The sequence below is a fragment of the Mesorhizobium sp. ORM8.1 genome (assembly GCF_053005525.2).
Genome location: NZ_CM132600.1, coordinates 7,077,513 through 7,090,738 on the forward strand (window position 1 = coordinate 7,077,513; position 13,226 = coordinate 7,090,738).

General features: G+C 62.2%; 12 protein-coding genes, 2 tRNA genes and 1 pseudogene. 9 read left to right on the top strand and 6 right to left on the bottom strand.

Annotated features, from left to right (window positions below):
• Positions 1-14 precede the first annotated feature (14 nt).
• Both lon and hupB read left to right on the top strand, forming a co-directional pair.
• Positions 15-2,426, top strand: coding sequence for an endopeptidase La (lon, locus tag ACVDG8_RS35265; protein ID WP_447252600.1), 2,412 nt, complete (start codon positions 15-17; stop codon positions 2,424-2,426).
• Positions 2,427-2,622: 196 nt separating this feature from the next.
• Positions 2,623-2,895, top strand: coding sequence for a DNA-binding protein HupB (gene hupB, locus ACVDG8_RS35270; RefSeq protein WP_027166452.1), 273 nt, complete (start codon positions 2,623-2,625; stop codon positions 2,893-2,895).
• Positions 2,896-2,973: 78 nt separating this feature from the next.
• Here the strand turns inward: hupB and ACVDG8_RS35275 are convergent, their stop codons facing one another.
• A complete protein-coding gene (locus ACVDG8_RS35275) occupies positions 2,974-3,996 on the bottom strand; it encodes an aldo/keto reductase (protein WP_447252601.1) in 1,023 nt (340 codons plus the stop codon).
• 189 nt (positions 3,997-4,185) lie between these two features.
• Between ACVDG8_RS35275 and ACVDG8_RS35280 the strand changes: the two genes are divergently transcribed.
• Positions 4,186-4,752 carry an SIS domain-containing protein gene (locus ACVDG8_RS35280; protein WP_447252602.1) on the top strand — a complete coding sequence of 189 codons (567 nt, stop codon included), beginning with the start codon at positions 4,186-4,188 and terminating at the stop codon, positions 4,750-4,752.
• Positions 4,753-4,757: 5 nt separating this feature from the next.
• Positions 4,758-5,501 carry a creatininase family protein gene (locus tag ACVDG8_RS35285; RefSeq protein WP_447252603.1) on the top strand — a complete coding sequence of 248 codons (744 nt, stop codon included), beginning with the start codon at positions 4,758-4,760 and terminating at the stop codon, positions 5,499-5,501.
• 46 nt (positions 5,502-5,547) lie between these two features.
• On the opposite strand, the gene ACVDG8_RS35290 is transcribed toward ACVDG8_RS35285, so the two are convergent.
• From ACVDG8_RS35290 to ACVDG8_RS35300, 3 genes are all read right to left on the bottom strand, one after another.
• The gene (locus ACVDG8_RS35290) at positions 5,548-6,465 is read right to left on the bottom strand and encodes a carbohydrate ABC transporter permease (protein WP_447252604.1); all 918 of its coding nucleotides are present in this window, start codon (positions 6,463-6,465) and stop codon (positions 5,548-5,550) included.
• Positions 6,466-6,473: 8 nt separating this feature from the next.
• Complete coding sequence (locus tag ACVDG8_RS35295; RefSeq protein ID WP_447252605.1) at positions 6,474-7,589, bottom strand: carbohydrate ABC transporter permease; 1,116 nt, start codon at positions 7,587-7,589, stop codon at positions 6,474-6,476.
• A 96-nt stretch (positions 7,590-7,685) separates the two neighbouring features.
• Entirely contained in the window at positions 7,686-9,350 is a 1,665-nt protein-coding gene (locus ACVDG8_RS35300; RefSeq protein WP_455707442.1) for a sugar ABC transporter substrate-binding protein, read from the bottom strand.
• Positions 9,351-9,631: 281 nt separating this feature from the next.
• Between ACVDG8_RS35300 and ACVDG8_RS35305 the strand changes: the two genes are divergently transcribed.
• The 4 genes and pseudogenes from ACVDG8_RS35305 to ACVDG8_RS35320 all read left to right on the top strand — a co-directional run bounded on the left by ACVDG8_RS35305 (position 9,632) and on the right by ACVDG8_RS35320 (position 12,315).
• Positions 9,632-10,687, top strand: a complete 1,056-nt coding sequence (locus ACVDG8_RS35305; RefSeq protein WP_447257176.1) for an ABC transporter ATP-binding protein — start codon at positions 9,632-9,634, stop codon at positions 10,685-10,687.
• Between the two features lie 27 nt (positions 10,688-10,714).
• Positions 10,715-11,166 (top strand): annotated as a pseudogene (locus ACVDG8_RS35310) (RbsD/FucU family protein).
• 4 nt (positions 11,167-11,170) lie between these two features.
• Positions 11,171-12,100, top strand: a complete 930-nt coding sequence (gene rbsK, locus ACVDG8_RS35315; RefSeq protein ID WP_447252608.1) for a ribokinase — start codon at positions 11,171-11,173, stop codon at positions 12,098-12,100.
• Positions 12,101-12,216: 116 nt separating this feature from the next.
• On the top strand, positions 12,217-12,315 hold the full coding sequence (locus ACVDG8_RS35320) for a putative RiPP precursor (protein WP_447252609.1): 99 nt from the start codon (positions 12,217-12,219) through the stop codon (positions 12,313-12,315).
• 75 nt (positions 12,316-12,390) lie between these two features.
• On the opposite strand, the gene ACVDG8_RS35325 is transcribed toward ACVDG8_RS35320, so the two are convergent.
• Both ACVDG8_RS35325 and ACVDG8_RS35330 read right to left on the bottom strand, forming a co-directional pair.
• Positions 12,391-12,792: a hypothetical protein gene (locus ACVDG8_RS35325; RefSeq protein ID WP_447252610.1), complete on the bottom strand. Its 402-nt coding sequence runs from the start codon at positions 12,790-12,792 to the stop codon at positions 12,391-12,393.
• Between the two features lie 45 nt (positions 12,793-12,837).
• Positions 12,838-12,914, bottom strand: a tRNA-Asp gene (locus ACVDG8_RS35330).
• Positions 12,915-13,133: 219 nt separating this feature from the next.
• On the opposite strand from ACVDG8_RS35330, the gene ACVDG8_RS35335 reads away from it, so the two are divergent.
• Positions 13,134-13,209, top strand: a tRNA-Val gene (locus ACVDG8_RS35335).
• The last annotated feature ends 17 nt before the right edge of the window (positions 13,210-13,226 follow it).

Here is a 13,226-nt window from a genome sequence, read left to right on the forward strand (position 1 = left end):
TGAAAGGTTGGACAATGGCCAAGATATCCAAGGCTTCCGGCGACGGCGTTTTCGCGGTCCTCCCACTGCGCGATATCGTCGTGTTTCCGCATATGATCGTTCCGCTCTTTGTCGGGCGTGAAAAGTCGATCAAGGCGCTGGAAGAAGTGATGGGTCAGGAAAAGCAGATCCTGCTTGCCACCCAGATGAATGCAGCCGACGACGATCCCGAGCCCGATGCGATCTTCGACATCGGCACGCTCGCCAATGTGCTGCAGCTTTTGAAGCTTCCCGATGGCACCGTGAAGGTGCTAGTCGAGGGCGCCTCGCGCGCCAAGATCGTTTCGTTCACGGACCGCGCCGATTTCCACGAAGCCCGCGCCACCGCGCTGGTCGAGCCGGAAGAGGAAGAGGTCGAGATCGAGGCGCTTGCTCGCTCGGTCGTCACCGACTTCGAGAATTACGTCAAGCTGAACAAGAAGATCTCGCCCGAAGTGGTGGGTGCGGCCAGCCAGATCGACGACTATTCCAAGCTCGCCGACACGGTTGCCTCGCACCTCGCCATCAAGATTCCTGAAAAGCAGGAAATGCTCGCCACGCTTTCCGTCAAGGAGCGCCTGGAGAAGGCGATGGGCTTCATGGAAGCCGAGATATCGGTGCTCCAGGTGGAGAAGCGCATCCGTTCGCGCGTCAAGCGCCAGATGGAGAAGACGCAGCGCGAGTACTACCTCAACGAGCAGATGAAGGCGATCCAAAAGGAGCTCGGCGAGGGCGAGGACGGCCGCGACGAGGCCGCCGAGATCGAGGCGCGCATCAAGAAGACCAAGCTCTCCAAGGAGGCCCGCGAGAAGGCGGACGCGGAGTTGAAGAAACTCAGGTCGATGTCGCCGATGTCGGCTGAATCGACGGTCGTGCGCAACTATCTCGACTGGCTGCTATCGATCCCGTGGGGCAAGAACTCCAAGGTCAAGCAGGACCTGACTTTCTCGCAGGACGTGCTCGATGCCGATCACTTCGGCCTCGACAAGGTCAAGGAGCGCATCGTCGAGTATCTCGCTGTGCAGAGCCGCCAGAAGAAGCTCAAGGGGCCGATCCTGTGCCTCGTCGGACCGCCCGGCGTCGGCAAGACCTCGCTTGGCAAGTCGATCGCCAAGGCGACCGGCCGTGAGTTCATCCGCATGGCGCTTGGCGGCGTGCGTGACGAGGCCGAGATCCGCGGCCATCGGCGGACTTATATTGGCTCGATGCCCGGCAAGGTCATCCAGTCGATGAAGAAGGCCAAGAAGTCCAACCCGCTCTTCCTGCTCGACGAGATCGACAAGATGGGCCAGGACTTCCGCGGCGACCCGTCATCGGCCCTGCTCGAGGTGCTCGATCCGGAGCAGAACTCGACGTTCATGGACCATTACCTCGAGGTCGAATACGACCTGTCGAGCGTGATGTTCGTGACGACGGCGAACACGTTGAACATCCCTGCGCCCTTGATGGACCGCATGGAGATCATCCGTATCGCCGGCTACACCGAGGACGAGAAGATCGAGATCGCCAAGCGGCACTTGATGCCGAAGGTGATCCGCGATCACGCGCTGCAGCCGAACGAATTCTCGGTCGCAGAGGACGCGATCCGCGGCATCATCCAGACCTATACGCGGGAAGCCGGCGTTCGCAGCCTCGAGCGCGAGCTGATGAAGCTCGGCCGCAAGGCGGTGACCGAGATCCTGCGGACGAAGAAGAAGACGGTGAAGATCACGGCGGCCAATCTCGCCGATTATCTTGGCGTGCCGCGCTTCCGCTTCGGCCAGGTCGAGGCTGACGATCAGGTCGGTGTCGTGACGGGTCTTGCCTGGACGGAAGTCGGCGGCGAGCTGCTGACGGTCGAAGGCGTCATGATGCCCGGCAAGGGTCGCATGACGGTGACCGGCAATCTGCGCGACGTGATGAAGGAATCGATCTCGGCGGCGGCCTCCTATGTCCGCTCGCGGGCGCTCGATTTCGGCGTTGAGCCGCCGCTGTTCGACAAGCGCGACATTCACGTGCACCTGCCGGAAGGCGCGACGCCGAAGGATGGTCCGTCTGCCGGTGCCGCGATGGCCACGGCGATCGTGTCGATCCTGACCGGTATCCCGGTCCGGGCCGACGTGGCGATGACTGGCGAGATAACGCTTCGCGGCCGCATCTTGCCGATCGGTGGCCTTAAGGAGAAGCTGCTCGCGGCACTGCGCGGCGGCATCAAGAAGGTGCTGATCCCGGAAGAGAACGTCAAGGATCTGGCGGAGATTCCGGACAATGTGAAGAACGGCATGGAGATCATTCCGGTCGCACGCGTCGGCGAGGTGCTGAAGCACGCGTTGGTCAGGATGCCGGAGCCGATCGAATGGGTCGAGCCGGTCAATGCGCCGGCTCCGGTCGACACCGTTGACGACGCCGGAAAGTCGCTTGCTCATTAGAATTTTCTAATGTTGCGTCGCACAAAGAGAGAGCCGGGCTTCGAGCCCGGCTTTTTCATGTGAAAAAGCCACGAAAAAAAGCAAAAAAGCCCGGAATTCCGCGGTTTTCGACTTGGGTTCCGGAGCGCTTCTTTCTAAAGTCCGTTTCCTGCCGGATGAGTCGTAAGTTCCGGTTTTCTCATGGAAGGGAATTTTTATGAACAAGAACGAACTGGTGTCCGCTGTCGCCGACTCCGCTAGCATCTCGAAGGCTGACGCGCAGTCCGCCGTCGATGCAGTGTTCTCCGTGATCACCGGCGAACTGAAGAAGGGCGGCGATGTCCGGCTTGTCGGCTTCGGAAATTTCACCGTGTCAAAACGCGCTGCTTCGACGGGTCGCAACCCGCAGACCGGCGCCGAAGTGAAGATTCCGGCGCGCACCGTGCCGAAGTTTTCGGCCGGCAAGGGCCTCAAGGACGCGGTCAACTAAGACCTTTTTCTTTAAGAGCAGAAAAGCCGGGCTTGCCCGGCTTTTCTTTTGTGTGCGGTTCGCCTGGCGCGCGCGGGTTCAGGCCGCCGGCGCGTCGGCCCGCAGCAGGCCTTCCTGCTTGAGATCGGCCCAGAGTGCTGCCGGAATCTTGACATCGAGGAGCGCACGGTTGCTTTCGACTTCCGCCGGCCGTTGCCCGCCCGGGATCACTGACACCACGGATGGATGCTGCAGGGGAAACTGCAGCGCCGCCTCGATCAGGCGCACGCCATGGCGCTTGCAGACGGCTTCGATGCGCGCCACGCGATCCAGTATCTCCTTTGGCGCTTCGCTGTAATTGTAGTAAGCGCCGGGCTTCGGTCCGGTCGCGAGCACGCCGGAATTGTAAGGGCCGCCGAGCACGATGCCGATGCCGCGCTTCTGGCAGAGCGGCAGGAAGGTGGCCAGCGCGTCCTGCTCGAGCAGCGTGTAGCGTCCGGCAAGCAGGAACAGGTCGAAATCGCCGCGCTCGGCGAGCGTCTGCGCAACCTGCCACTCGTTGATGCCGCCGCCGAACGCCTTGATCACGCCCTGGTCGCGCAACGACAGCAGCCCGTAATAGCCGGACGACATGAACTCCTCGATGCGGCGGTCGGAGGCTTCCTTGCTGCCATGCGTGAAGATGTCGACGTCGTGCACGAACAGGATGTCGATACGGTCGACGCCAAGGCGTTCCAGCGACGCCTCGAAGGAGCGCATGACGCCGTCATAGCTGTAGTCGTAGACCTCGCGGCGCGACGGCGTGTCGAAGAACTTGCCGATGCCGGTGCGCTGCTCGGGCGGGGCGACGCGCATGAGGCGGCCGACCTTGCTCGACAGCACATAGTCGTCGCGTTTGCGGCCGCGCAGGAAAGCGTTGAGGCGGGTCTCCGCAAGGCCGAGACCGTAAAGCGGCGCCGTATCGTAATAGCGGCAGCCGGTTGTCCAAGCCGCCTCCAGCGTGGCGTTGGCGTCTTCGTCGGGGACGGCGCGATAGAGATTGCCGAGCGGCGCGGTGCCGAAGCCAAGCTCGGTGAAGGTGATGCCGCCATTGCCGATGCGGTCGAAATGCCGTGTCTTCATGTCCAACGATTTTCCCGGAGCGATTTGTCTGACATGACACTATCAACGCTGGTGGCCCAGCAAAAGCGCCGCGGCGTGTTGGATAGCGATTTTCGAGGTGATAGCATGAATAAAAACAAGCGTTTCGTGGGTGGCAGCCGCAAAATTCGCACCACCTACCCAAGACCTCGGCAAACAGGGTGAGCCATCATGAGCAAAGCCGGATCCGGGATGTTCGCGACCGCGCTGGACGAACTCGGCGCGGTGTTGGCGCGCATGGATGAAAACGGCATCGACGCTGCCTGCGCCATGCTTGCCGGCGCCGGTAAGATCGCCGCCTATGGCTGCGGCCGCGAGGCGCTGCAGGTCAAGGGTTTTGCCATGCGGCTCTACCATCTCGGCCTGCCGATCTCGGTGGTCGGTGACATGACCACGCCGCCGCTGGGGCAGGGCGACGTTTTTCTGGTCAGTTCCGGGCCGGGCGAGACCACGACAGTACTCACCTTGATGCGCGTTGCCCGCGAGGCCGGCGCGAAAGTGCTGCTGCTCACGGCGGAGGCCGGTGGAAGTGCCGCAAAACTCGCCGACTTCACATTGCTCATTCCGGCCCAGACCATGGCCAGCGACCAGGGCGCGGCCAGGACCTCGGTGCTGCCGATGGGCTCGCTGTTCGAAGGCGCGCTGTTTGTCTTGTTCGAGATCATGGTGCTGAAGCTCAAGGGCCTGACGGGCGCTACGCCGGAAGCCATGCGCGCCAGGCACACCAATATGGAGTAGGGACCATGCGCTACGAATTGATGCTGCCGCATCAGATCCGCAAGGCGATCGAGGAGAATTGGCCGGTCATGCTGCCGCTCGGCGTGCTCGAATACCATGGCGAGCACATGGCGGTCGGCATGGACACGCTGGCGGTGATCAAGACGGTGGAGCTGATCGAGAAGGAAAGGGACCTCGTCATCCTGCCGCCCTTCTACTACGGCGCGGCGAGCTACGCCGTGGCCGCACCCGAGGGCAGCGGCTCGGTGCAGGTCGGCGGACCGGTGCTGGCGCCGTTCGCGGAGGAGCTGTTCTACGGCCTGCTACGCATCGGCTTTCGCAACATCCACGCTATCATCCATCACCAGACAGAGAATTTCGTGGCCGGCATGCCGACCGATCTCGCTTTCAAGACCGCTGGACGGCAGGCGATTTTCCGTTTCCTCGAAAAGGAGCGCGGCGAGGGCTGGTGGGGGTCGAACGCCATGGTCGATTACTATGCCGGCCACGCGCAGGGCGAGAATGTCTTCAACTGGGTGCAGGTGCATCCGCTGATGCCGGCTTCCATGAACGGCAGATATCCGTTCGATCATGCCGGCATCGGCGAAACCTCACTGATGCTGGCGCTATGCCCGGAGGCGGTGGACGCGGCGCGTTTCGCCGACAACACCGGCTGGTACACGAAAAGCGCCGCGGAAGCTTCGGCGGAGCTGGGGCAGAGGGGCGTCACCATGATCCTAGATAACTTGCGGTCGATCCTGAGGCGCTAGCGCTGCTTTGCCCTTTCCCACAAGGGGAGAAGGAAAAGAGGGCGCCCTATTTCACCGAACCGGCCGTCATGCCCATGATCAGATAGCGCTCGAGCGCGATGCCGATGACCGCCAGCGGCGCGATCGCGGCGGTGGCAAGGGCGGCCATCGACCACCAGTTGATCCCTTGCGAGCCCGTCTGGCTCGCCACCATGACCGGGATTGTCTTGGCATCCGTCGATGTCAGAAGGGCGGCGAAAAAATACTCGTTCCAGCACAGCACCATTGCCAGGATGAAGGCGGCGACCATTCCGGGAAGGGCAATCGGCATGACGATGCGGAAGAAGGCGCCCCAGATCGAAAGCCCGTCGACCAGGGCCGCCTCCTCGAGCTCGACGGGGATCGAGTTGAACTGGTCGCGCATGATCCAGATGACGATCGGCAGCACCATCAGCGTGTAGAGCAGGATCAGGCCGATGCGCGTGTCGAGCAGCGCCACTTCGCGGTAGAGCACCAGGAAGGGCAGCGCCAGCACCACCGGCGGCAGGATGAGCTGCGACAGGAAGAAGAAGGAGATGTCCTCGTTCTTGAACCAGGCGAATTTGTAGCGATAGCGGGTCAGGCCATAGGCGGCGAAACTGCCGATGACGATGGCAAGCGCCGACGCGCCGACCGAGGTGATGACCGAGTTCATGAAACGCTTGAAGAACTCGTCGCGCACGGTCGAGGTCTCGAAGATCGAATCCGGCGACAGGCCAAGCGAGCGCCAGCCCTTCCAGTCGGGCTGGAAGTCGATGAACGGGATGAGGTGGCCTTGCGTGACATCGACCGCCGATTTGAACGAGGTGGTGATCGTCCAGTAGATCGGGAACAGGCAGACGAAGGCCCAGAAGAGCAGCGCGCCATAGATGAAGACGCGGCTCGCGACGAAAGCTGCCGGCGAGCGGATTTCGGAAACGGTGTAGTCGGTGGTCTGGACGCTCATGGTGCCGCTCAGTTGACGTTGCGCACGAAGCGATTGGCGAATTTCAAAAGCCAGGTCACGAACACGACGATGATGACCAGATAGGCCATGGCGAGCATGGTGCCATAGCCGACATTCGAGCGGTCGCGGTACTCGCGATAAATGAAGCTCGACACGGAATCGGTGGCGCCGCCGGGGCCGCCGGACGTCAAGGTGATGATGATGTCAGCAAGCTTCAGCTTGAAGATGATGCGAAGGATCACCGCCGTCACCGACACCGGCAGCATCAGCGGGAACGTGACCTGCCAGAAGGTCTGCCATGCGGTCGCGCCGTCGACGCGCGCGGCTTCCAGCACCTCGCGCGACATCGCCTGCAGGCCGGCAAGCAGCATGATCATCATGAACGGGATGAAGGTCCATGCGTCGAGCATCATGATCGAGATGCGGGCGGTGATCGGATCGGAGAAGAAGGCGGGATTTTCCCAGCCGAGATGGCGCGCCAGCGTCGCCGCCGGACCGAAGCGGTATTCCATCAGCGACTTGCCGACCATCCAGGAGACCGCGACCGGCGACAGCATCAGCGGCAGCAGGAAGACGACCCGGAAGAACTTCCTGGCGCGGATCTGCGCGTTGAGGAGCAGCGCCAAGCCGAAGGCGATGACATATTCGACCAGCACCGCCAGCACATAGAGCACCATGTTGAACAGCGCGTTGCGGTAGTAGGGGTCGGCCAGCATCTGCCAGAAATTGTCGAGGCCGTTGAACCTGCGCCCGGTAAACGAACTGAGGTTCCAGTCGGTCAGCGCGATGTAGAAGCCGAACAGCGTCGGGAAGATCACCATGGCGATGGTGAAGAGCAGGGCCGGCAAAAGGAACAGCGCGCGCTGGCCGTCCTCGCCGCGCGTCAGCACCTGCCAGGCGCCGAGCGCCACACCCCACAGGACATAGGCGTAGATGACCGGGCGCCAAGTGTCGAAACCAATCGTGGACGTCTCGGTCTTGTAGAGGATCTGCACGACGATGATCGCCAGAAGGCCGAGCGTCGCCAGCGCCAGCAGGCCCCATCCCAGGCGTTTGCGGCCGGCCGGGATCAGGTCGGCCGGATTTGCCGGCCAGGCATTTGCGGTCGAAGTCTGCTCAGCCACGCCTCTTGCCTCTTAACGCATCAAACCGGCAAGGCCGGGTAAAGATGCGGCCCGGTGACGGTGTGCCACCGGGCCGCGACGTCTGCTTAAGCCAGCTTACATGCCGAGCGAGGCTTTGTAGAGCTTGACCTGCTTTTCGCGGCCGATCTGGTCGGTCAGCTTTTCCCAGGCGGCGGCGATTGCGTCGGCGCCTTCCTGCGCCTTCATCTTGCCGGCGAAGGTGTTGGCCAGAATGTCCTCGGCGGCACTGTAATATTGGAAGATGCCGGGGATGCGTGGCTCGATTGCACCATTGGGATGGTTGTAGGAGTTGAACTGGGAGTCGAGGTAATTCGTGATGAATGCCTTGTCGTAGCCAGCGGCTACCCATTCGTCGATGTTGTGCTGGCTGTTGCGGTAGCACTGGAAGCCGGACGGGTACATTGCCGTCCAGATGGCCAGATCCTTGCCACCAAGATGCGCCGCGGCGCTCCAGGCGGCTTTCTGCTTCTTCGGATCGCTGTCGACGCGGGCCATGACATAAATGCCCCAGCCGAGATAGGCGAGGTTGGGCGCGAAGTTGGGTCCGCTGGCGAGCTTCTCCCATTTGCCGGTCTTGGAATTGTAGACGTCATCAGAGCCCGGCAGGATGTCGAAGCCGCAAAGGTCGCCAATCACGGACGAATCGTTGGTTTTGACGTTGGAGCCGATGTCGCCCCACCAGGGGATCATTGAACCAGTTCCAGCCAGGAACTGCTGGAAGCCGGTGGTGTTCGGGTCTGCATTGATCTGGTCGGCGGGCTCGGACGGCAGCGCGTCGATTACGTCCTGGATGGCGCGCACCCAGGCCGGGTTGTTGACGCGCGGCTTCATTGTGTCGGCGTCGAACAGCCAGGCTTTGTCGTCGGGGTGCTTGGCATAGGCCGCGGCGCGGCTGCCAAGGAAGTAGAAGCCGAAACCGCCCCATGGCTTGGGCGCATCGAGATAGCCGTAGACGTCCTGGCCCTTGAATTTCTTGCCCTTGAGGAACTTGGTCACGGCCTGGACCTGCTGCCAGGTCTTGGGCACGCCCCATTCGCCGGCACCGCCGCCGTCCTTCCATTGCTTGGCGAGATCCGCGTCGGCGAACACGTCGGTACGGTAGTTGAAGTTATGCGTGTCGCCGTCAATCGTCACGCGATACTGCTTGCCGTTCCAGGTGCCGACTGGCGGCTTGAGGTAGTTGACCAGGTCGTCGATATCGATCTGCTTCTTGACCCAGTCGGGCATTTCAGAAGTAAGCCCCTTGCCGCAGACATCGCCTTCGAAAGGCGCGCCCATCTCGGCAATGTCGAAGTCCACGGTTCCGGTGGCGATCGATTGCTGCAGGCGGGCATTGTAGTCGGCCTGGGCGAGGTCGATCCAGCTGATCTTGGCGCCGGTATAGGCCTCCCAAGGCTTCAGGAAGCCACGGAACAGCACATTGTGAAGGTTCTGGTTGTTGAGGCCCATGAACTTGAGCTCGACGCCCGCGAACTCGCCTTCCTTGACATTGGCCTTGGTGGCTTCGAGGCAGAGCTCGCCGACTTTCTGGAAGTCGGCGTCGGTCGGCTGGCCCTTGCCGACGCCGGGGATCTGCAGGATCTTGGCCCGCAAACCATCGTCGGCGGCGGCCGGCTTTGTCATCGGGCCGAGCCCGGCGCCGGACGCGGCGGCTATCGCGGCCATGCTCGCTGCGCCTTTCAGCACATCACGGCGGCTCGCGCCGGCTCGCATCAGTTTTTCGTACAGGTCGACTCTCATCTACAGGTTCCTCCCAGAACAACAGCCATTGAATGGAAATGCCAATCTATCGGACGTCGAAACGTCTTACGGTTCTCCCTGAACATACGGGGACGTGGGACCCCACCCTGCGTCGCCGGAGTTCCGATTTCGGGGTAAGAGGCCCGTTGTCGGATTGGCACTCGCCACTATTCGCGTAATCGATTACCTTGTCAACACGACTGGGTTTTTATCTATAATATACCGACTTGCCCTTGCCGTTCGCAATGGCTAGCTTCACCGCAAACGATAAAGGGGAGATGATGGCTCAAGTCGCGATCAGCAGTGTGGCCAAGGCGTTTGGAACCGTCAAGGTCCTGCACGAGGTCAGCATCGATATTGCCGACGGCCAGTTCGTCGTGCTGGTCGGCCCTTCGGGTTGCGGCAAGTCCACGCTGCTGAGGATGGTGGCCGGGCTGGAGACTGTTTCGGGCGGCACGATCTCGATCGGCGAGCGCGTCGTCAACAATCTGCCGCCGGCAAAGCGCGACATCGCCATGGTGTTCCAGAATTACGCGCTCTATCCGCACAAGACGGTGGAGCAGAACATGGCTTTTGCGCTGAAGCTGCGCGGCACCGACCCGACTGTCGTTGCCGAACGGGTCAAGCGCGCCGCCGATATCCTCGACCTCGCTCCTTATCTCAAGCGCTATCCGCGCCAGCTTTCCGGCGGCCAGCGCCAGCGCGTCGCCATGGGCCGCGCCATCGTGCGCAACCCGCAGGTGTTTTTGTTCGACGAGCCGCTTTCCAATCTCGATGCCAAATTGCGCGTTCAGATGCGCACCGAGATCAAGGAACTGCACCAGCGGCTTAAGACCACGACCATCTATGTCACGCATGACCAGATCGAGGCTATGACCATGGCCGACAAGATCGTGGTGATGCGTGACGGTCGCATCGAACAGGTCGGCGCGCCGCTGGAGCTGTTCGACCGGCCGGCCAATCTGTTCGTCGCCGGCTTTCTCGGCTCACCGGCCATGAACCTGCTCAAGGGCACGGTGAAGAAGGGCGACAACGCCGTCGACATAGCCGGCACGGCGTTTCCGCTGCCCTCGGGACGTGCTGCCCAGGACGGCCAGGCCGTCGTCTATGGCGTGCGGCCGGAGCATCTGGAAATCCATCCCGACGGTATCGCCGCCACGGTTTCGGTGGTCGAGCCGACCGGCTCGGAGACCTTGGTGTTCCTGCGCTTCGGCGAGGGCGAGATGGTGGCGCTGTTCCGCGAACGCCACGACGTCAAGCCGGGCGACACGCTGAAGCTGAGGCCGCGGCTCGAGCAAGTTCATCTTTTCGACGCGGCGACCGGCACGCGTCTCTGACTGCGAACAAATTCACGAGGGGACAGTATGCTCAAAGGGATCAATCCGCTGCTCAATGCCGACGTGCTGCAGGCACTGCGAGCGATGGGGCATGGCGACGACCTGATCATCGCCGACACCAATTTCCCGGCCGATTCGGTGGCGCGCCAGACCGTGCTCGGCAAAGTGCTGCGCATCGATGCGTCGGCGGCCGAAGTGGTGAAGGCGGTGCTGTCGCTCTATCCGCTCGATACCTTCGTCAACGATGCGGCCGCGCGCATGGAAATCGTCGGCAAGCCGAACGAAATCCCGCCGGTGCAGAAGGAAGTGCAAAAGGAGATCAACGCCGCCGAGGGCAAGCCTTGGCCGATGATCTCGATCGAGCGCTACGCCTTTACGACCGCTCCAGGAAGGCCTATTGCGTCATCCAGACCGGCGAGCGCCGCTTCTACGGCTGCTTTGCTTTCCGCAAGGGCGTCGTGCCGCCGGATGCGGAGTAAGACCATGGCCATTGGCAAGCCCGTCGTCATCCTGGGAGTCTTCGTCGCCGACACGGCCTATCGCGCCGACCGGCAACCGCGCCTGGGCGAGACGATCCTCGGCAATTCGTTCAAGCTCGGGCCGGGCGGCAAGGGCTCGAACCAGGCGGTAGCGGCCGGCAAGCTTGGCGCCGACACGACCTTCCTGACCAGGCTCGGCGTCGATGCCTTTGCCGATATGGCGAAGCAGACTTGGGCTGCGGCGGGCGTCAAAAGCGCCGTCATCGACACGCCCGACAGCTACACGGGTGCAGCCTATATTTTCATCGAGGAGGGCAGCGGCAACAACGCCATCATCGTCAGCCCGGGTGCGGCGATGCTGATCTCGCCCGCCGATATCGAGGCGCATGCCGGACTGATCCGCTCCGCCGGCGTCTTCGTCACGCAGCTCGAACAGCCGATCGACGCCGCGCTCAAGGCGCTCGAGATCGCGCGTGGGGCAGGGGTGATCACCATCCTCAACCCGGCGCCGGCAGCACAGCTGCCGGACCGCATCTACGCGCTTTGCGATTATGTCACGCCCAATGAGACCGAAGCCGAAGGGCTGACCGGCATCAAGGTGTCGTCGATCGAGGATGCCCGCCGCGCCGCCGACGCATTGCTGGCCAAGGGTGTCGGCGCGGTGATCGTCACGCTCGGCGAGAAGGGCGCGTTGCTGCACACGAAGGACCGCTCAGAGCATATCGACGCCGTCAGCGCCGGCGCGGTCGTCGAAACCACCGGCGCAGGCGATGCCTTCAATGGCGGCCTTGCGGCAGCCCTTGCCAAGGGCGTCGAGCCGCTGGAAGCGGTGCGCTTTGCCTGCGCCGTCGCCGGCATTTCGGTGACGCGCCCGGGCACGGCGCCATCCATGCCGACGCTGCAAGAGGTAGAAGCGCTGCTGGCGCGGGCCTGACCCGCAATTTTCACTTCTCCCAATGCTTAGGGGCCATCCGCCGCTCGGAACGCAACCCGATACGCGCGCGTTCATTGCCTTGAACCCAAGATGGGGCACGGATTTGGAGCGGCAAGATGAAGAAAGCCTACGAAAAGCCGACGCTGACGAAGCGCGGGAAGCTTACCGAGCGCACGGCGCAGATCACGGCTTCCGGAGTTGTGTTGGGCGAATGACGAACCGGCCGGAGGCTCGAATCGAAAAACCCGCCTGCATCGAGGCGGGTTTTTCTGAAGGGACACTGTCAGGAGTCAAAGAATCCTGCTGGTCAGCTCCAGCATAGTGGTTGCGCCTTGCTCGGTGCCGGGCATGTGCACGACGCGCAGAACGCGAAGATCCTTGCTCGATCCTTCGGCTGGCATCGACATGCTTTCGCCGACGCGCGGCAATTCCTGGAACGCCAGCTCGTCCACATCCCTGGCATCGTCAATCGAAATACGGCATCTCACAGCCATCAGATTTCTCCCGTCTTTTTTGCCCTTGGGGTGGAACGGGCAGGGATGGGATGGTTCCGAGATCGTGCCGCCCGACCCTCTGGGCGATGAAGGTGCTCGGCTGTTCGTCGCACAGGAAGCCGAGGCGTCGTCGGCCAAAGGGTGATGCTTCAGGAAGATCAGATCCAGATCCGGTCGGATCTGAATTGTTGTGAGCAAGACCACGTTTTTTGACGATTATGTCACATTTCTCCTGAGGAGAAATGGCGCGAGTGACGGGGCTCGAACCCGCGACCTCCGGCGTGACAGGCCGGCACTCTAACCAACTGAGCTACACCCGCGCATTAACGAGCACGTGTCAGCCGTGTTCGTCGTTGGGGCGGTGGATAAGGGGTTCGTTACCGGGTGTCAAGCGCGGCATTGAAGCATTTACAGCAAACAGGAGAAGGTTTTTTGACAGCCGCGCCGAGGCTGGGGAAAACCGGCCGGCAGGGGCGTTGCCGGGCATTCATTTGGCCTTGCGAATGCGACGCTAACTGCTTAAAGGTCCGCGCTCAGGCGGGCGATTAGCTCAGTTGGTAGAGCGCTTCGTTTACACCGAAGATGTCGGCGGTTCGAGCCCGTCATCGCCCACCATTCCACCATATTCAAGC

Excerpts from the sequence above, each read along its gene's own strand:
- ACVDG8_RS35280 (WP_447252602.1), top strand. The coding sequence starts at position 4,186 with ATGAGCAAAGCCGGATCCGGGATGTTCGCGACCGCGCTGGACGAACTC.
- hupB (WP_027166452.1), top strand. The coding sequence starts at position 2,623 with ATGAACAAGAACGAACTGGTGTCCGCTGTCGCCGACTCCGCTAGCATC.
- ACVDG8_RS35300 (WP_455707442.1), bottom strand. The coding sequence starts at position 9,350 with ATGAGAGTCGACCTGTACGAAAAACTGATGCGAGCCGGCGCGAGCCGC.
- ACVDG8_RS35320 (WP_447252609.1), top strand. The coding sequence starts at position 12,217 with ATGAAGAAAGCCTACGAAAAGCCGACGCTGACGAAGCGCGGGAAGCTT.
- lon (WP_447252600.1), top strand. The coding sequence starts at position 15 with ATGGCCAAGATATCCAAGGCTTCCGGCGACGGCGTTTTCGCGGTCCTC.
- ACVDG8_RS35305 (WP_447257176.1), top strand. The coding sequence starts at position 9,632 with ATGGCTCAAGTCGCGATCAGCAGTGTGGCCAAGGCGTTTGGAACCGTC.
- ACVDG8_RS35285 (WP_447252603.1), top strand. The coding sequence starts at position 4,758 with ATGCGCTACGAATTGATGCTGCCGCATCAGATCCGCAAGGCGATCGAG.
- ACVDG8_RS35290 (WP_447252604.1), bottom strand. The coding sequence starts at position 6,465 with ATGAGCGTCCAGACCACCGACTACACCGTTTCCGAAATCCGCTCGCCG.
- ACVDG8_RS35275 (WP_447252601.1), bottom strand. The coding sequence starts at position 3,996 with ATGAAGACACGGCATTTCGACCGCATCGGCAATGGCGGCATCACCTTC.
- rbsK (WP_447252608.1), top strand. The coding sequence starts at position 11,171 with ATGGCCATTGGCAAGCCCGTCGTCATCCTGGGAGTCTTCGTCGCCGAC.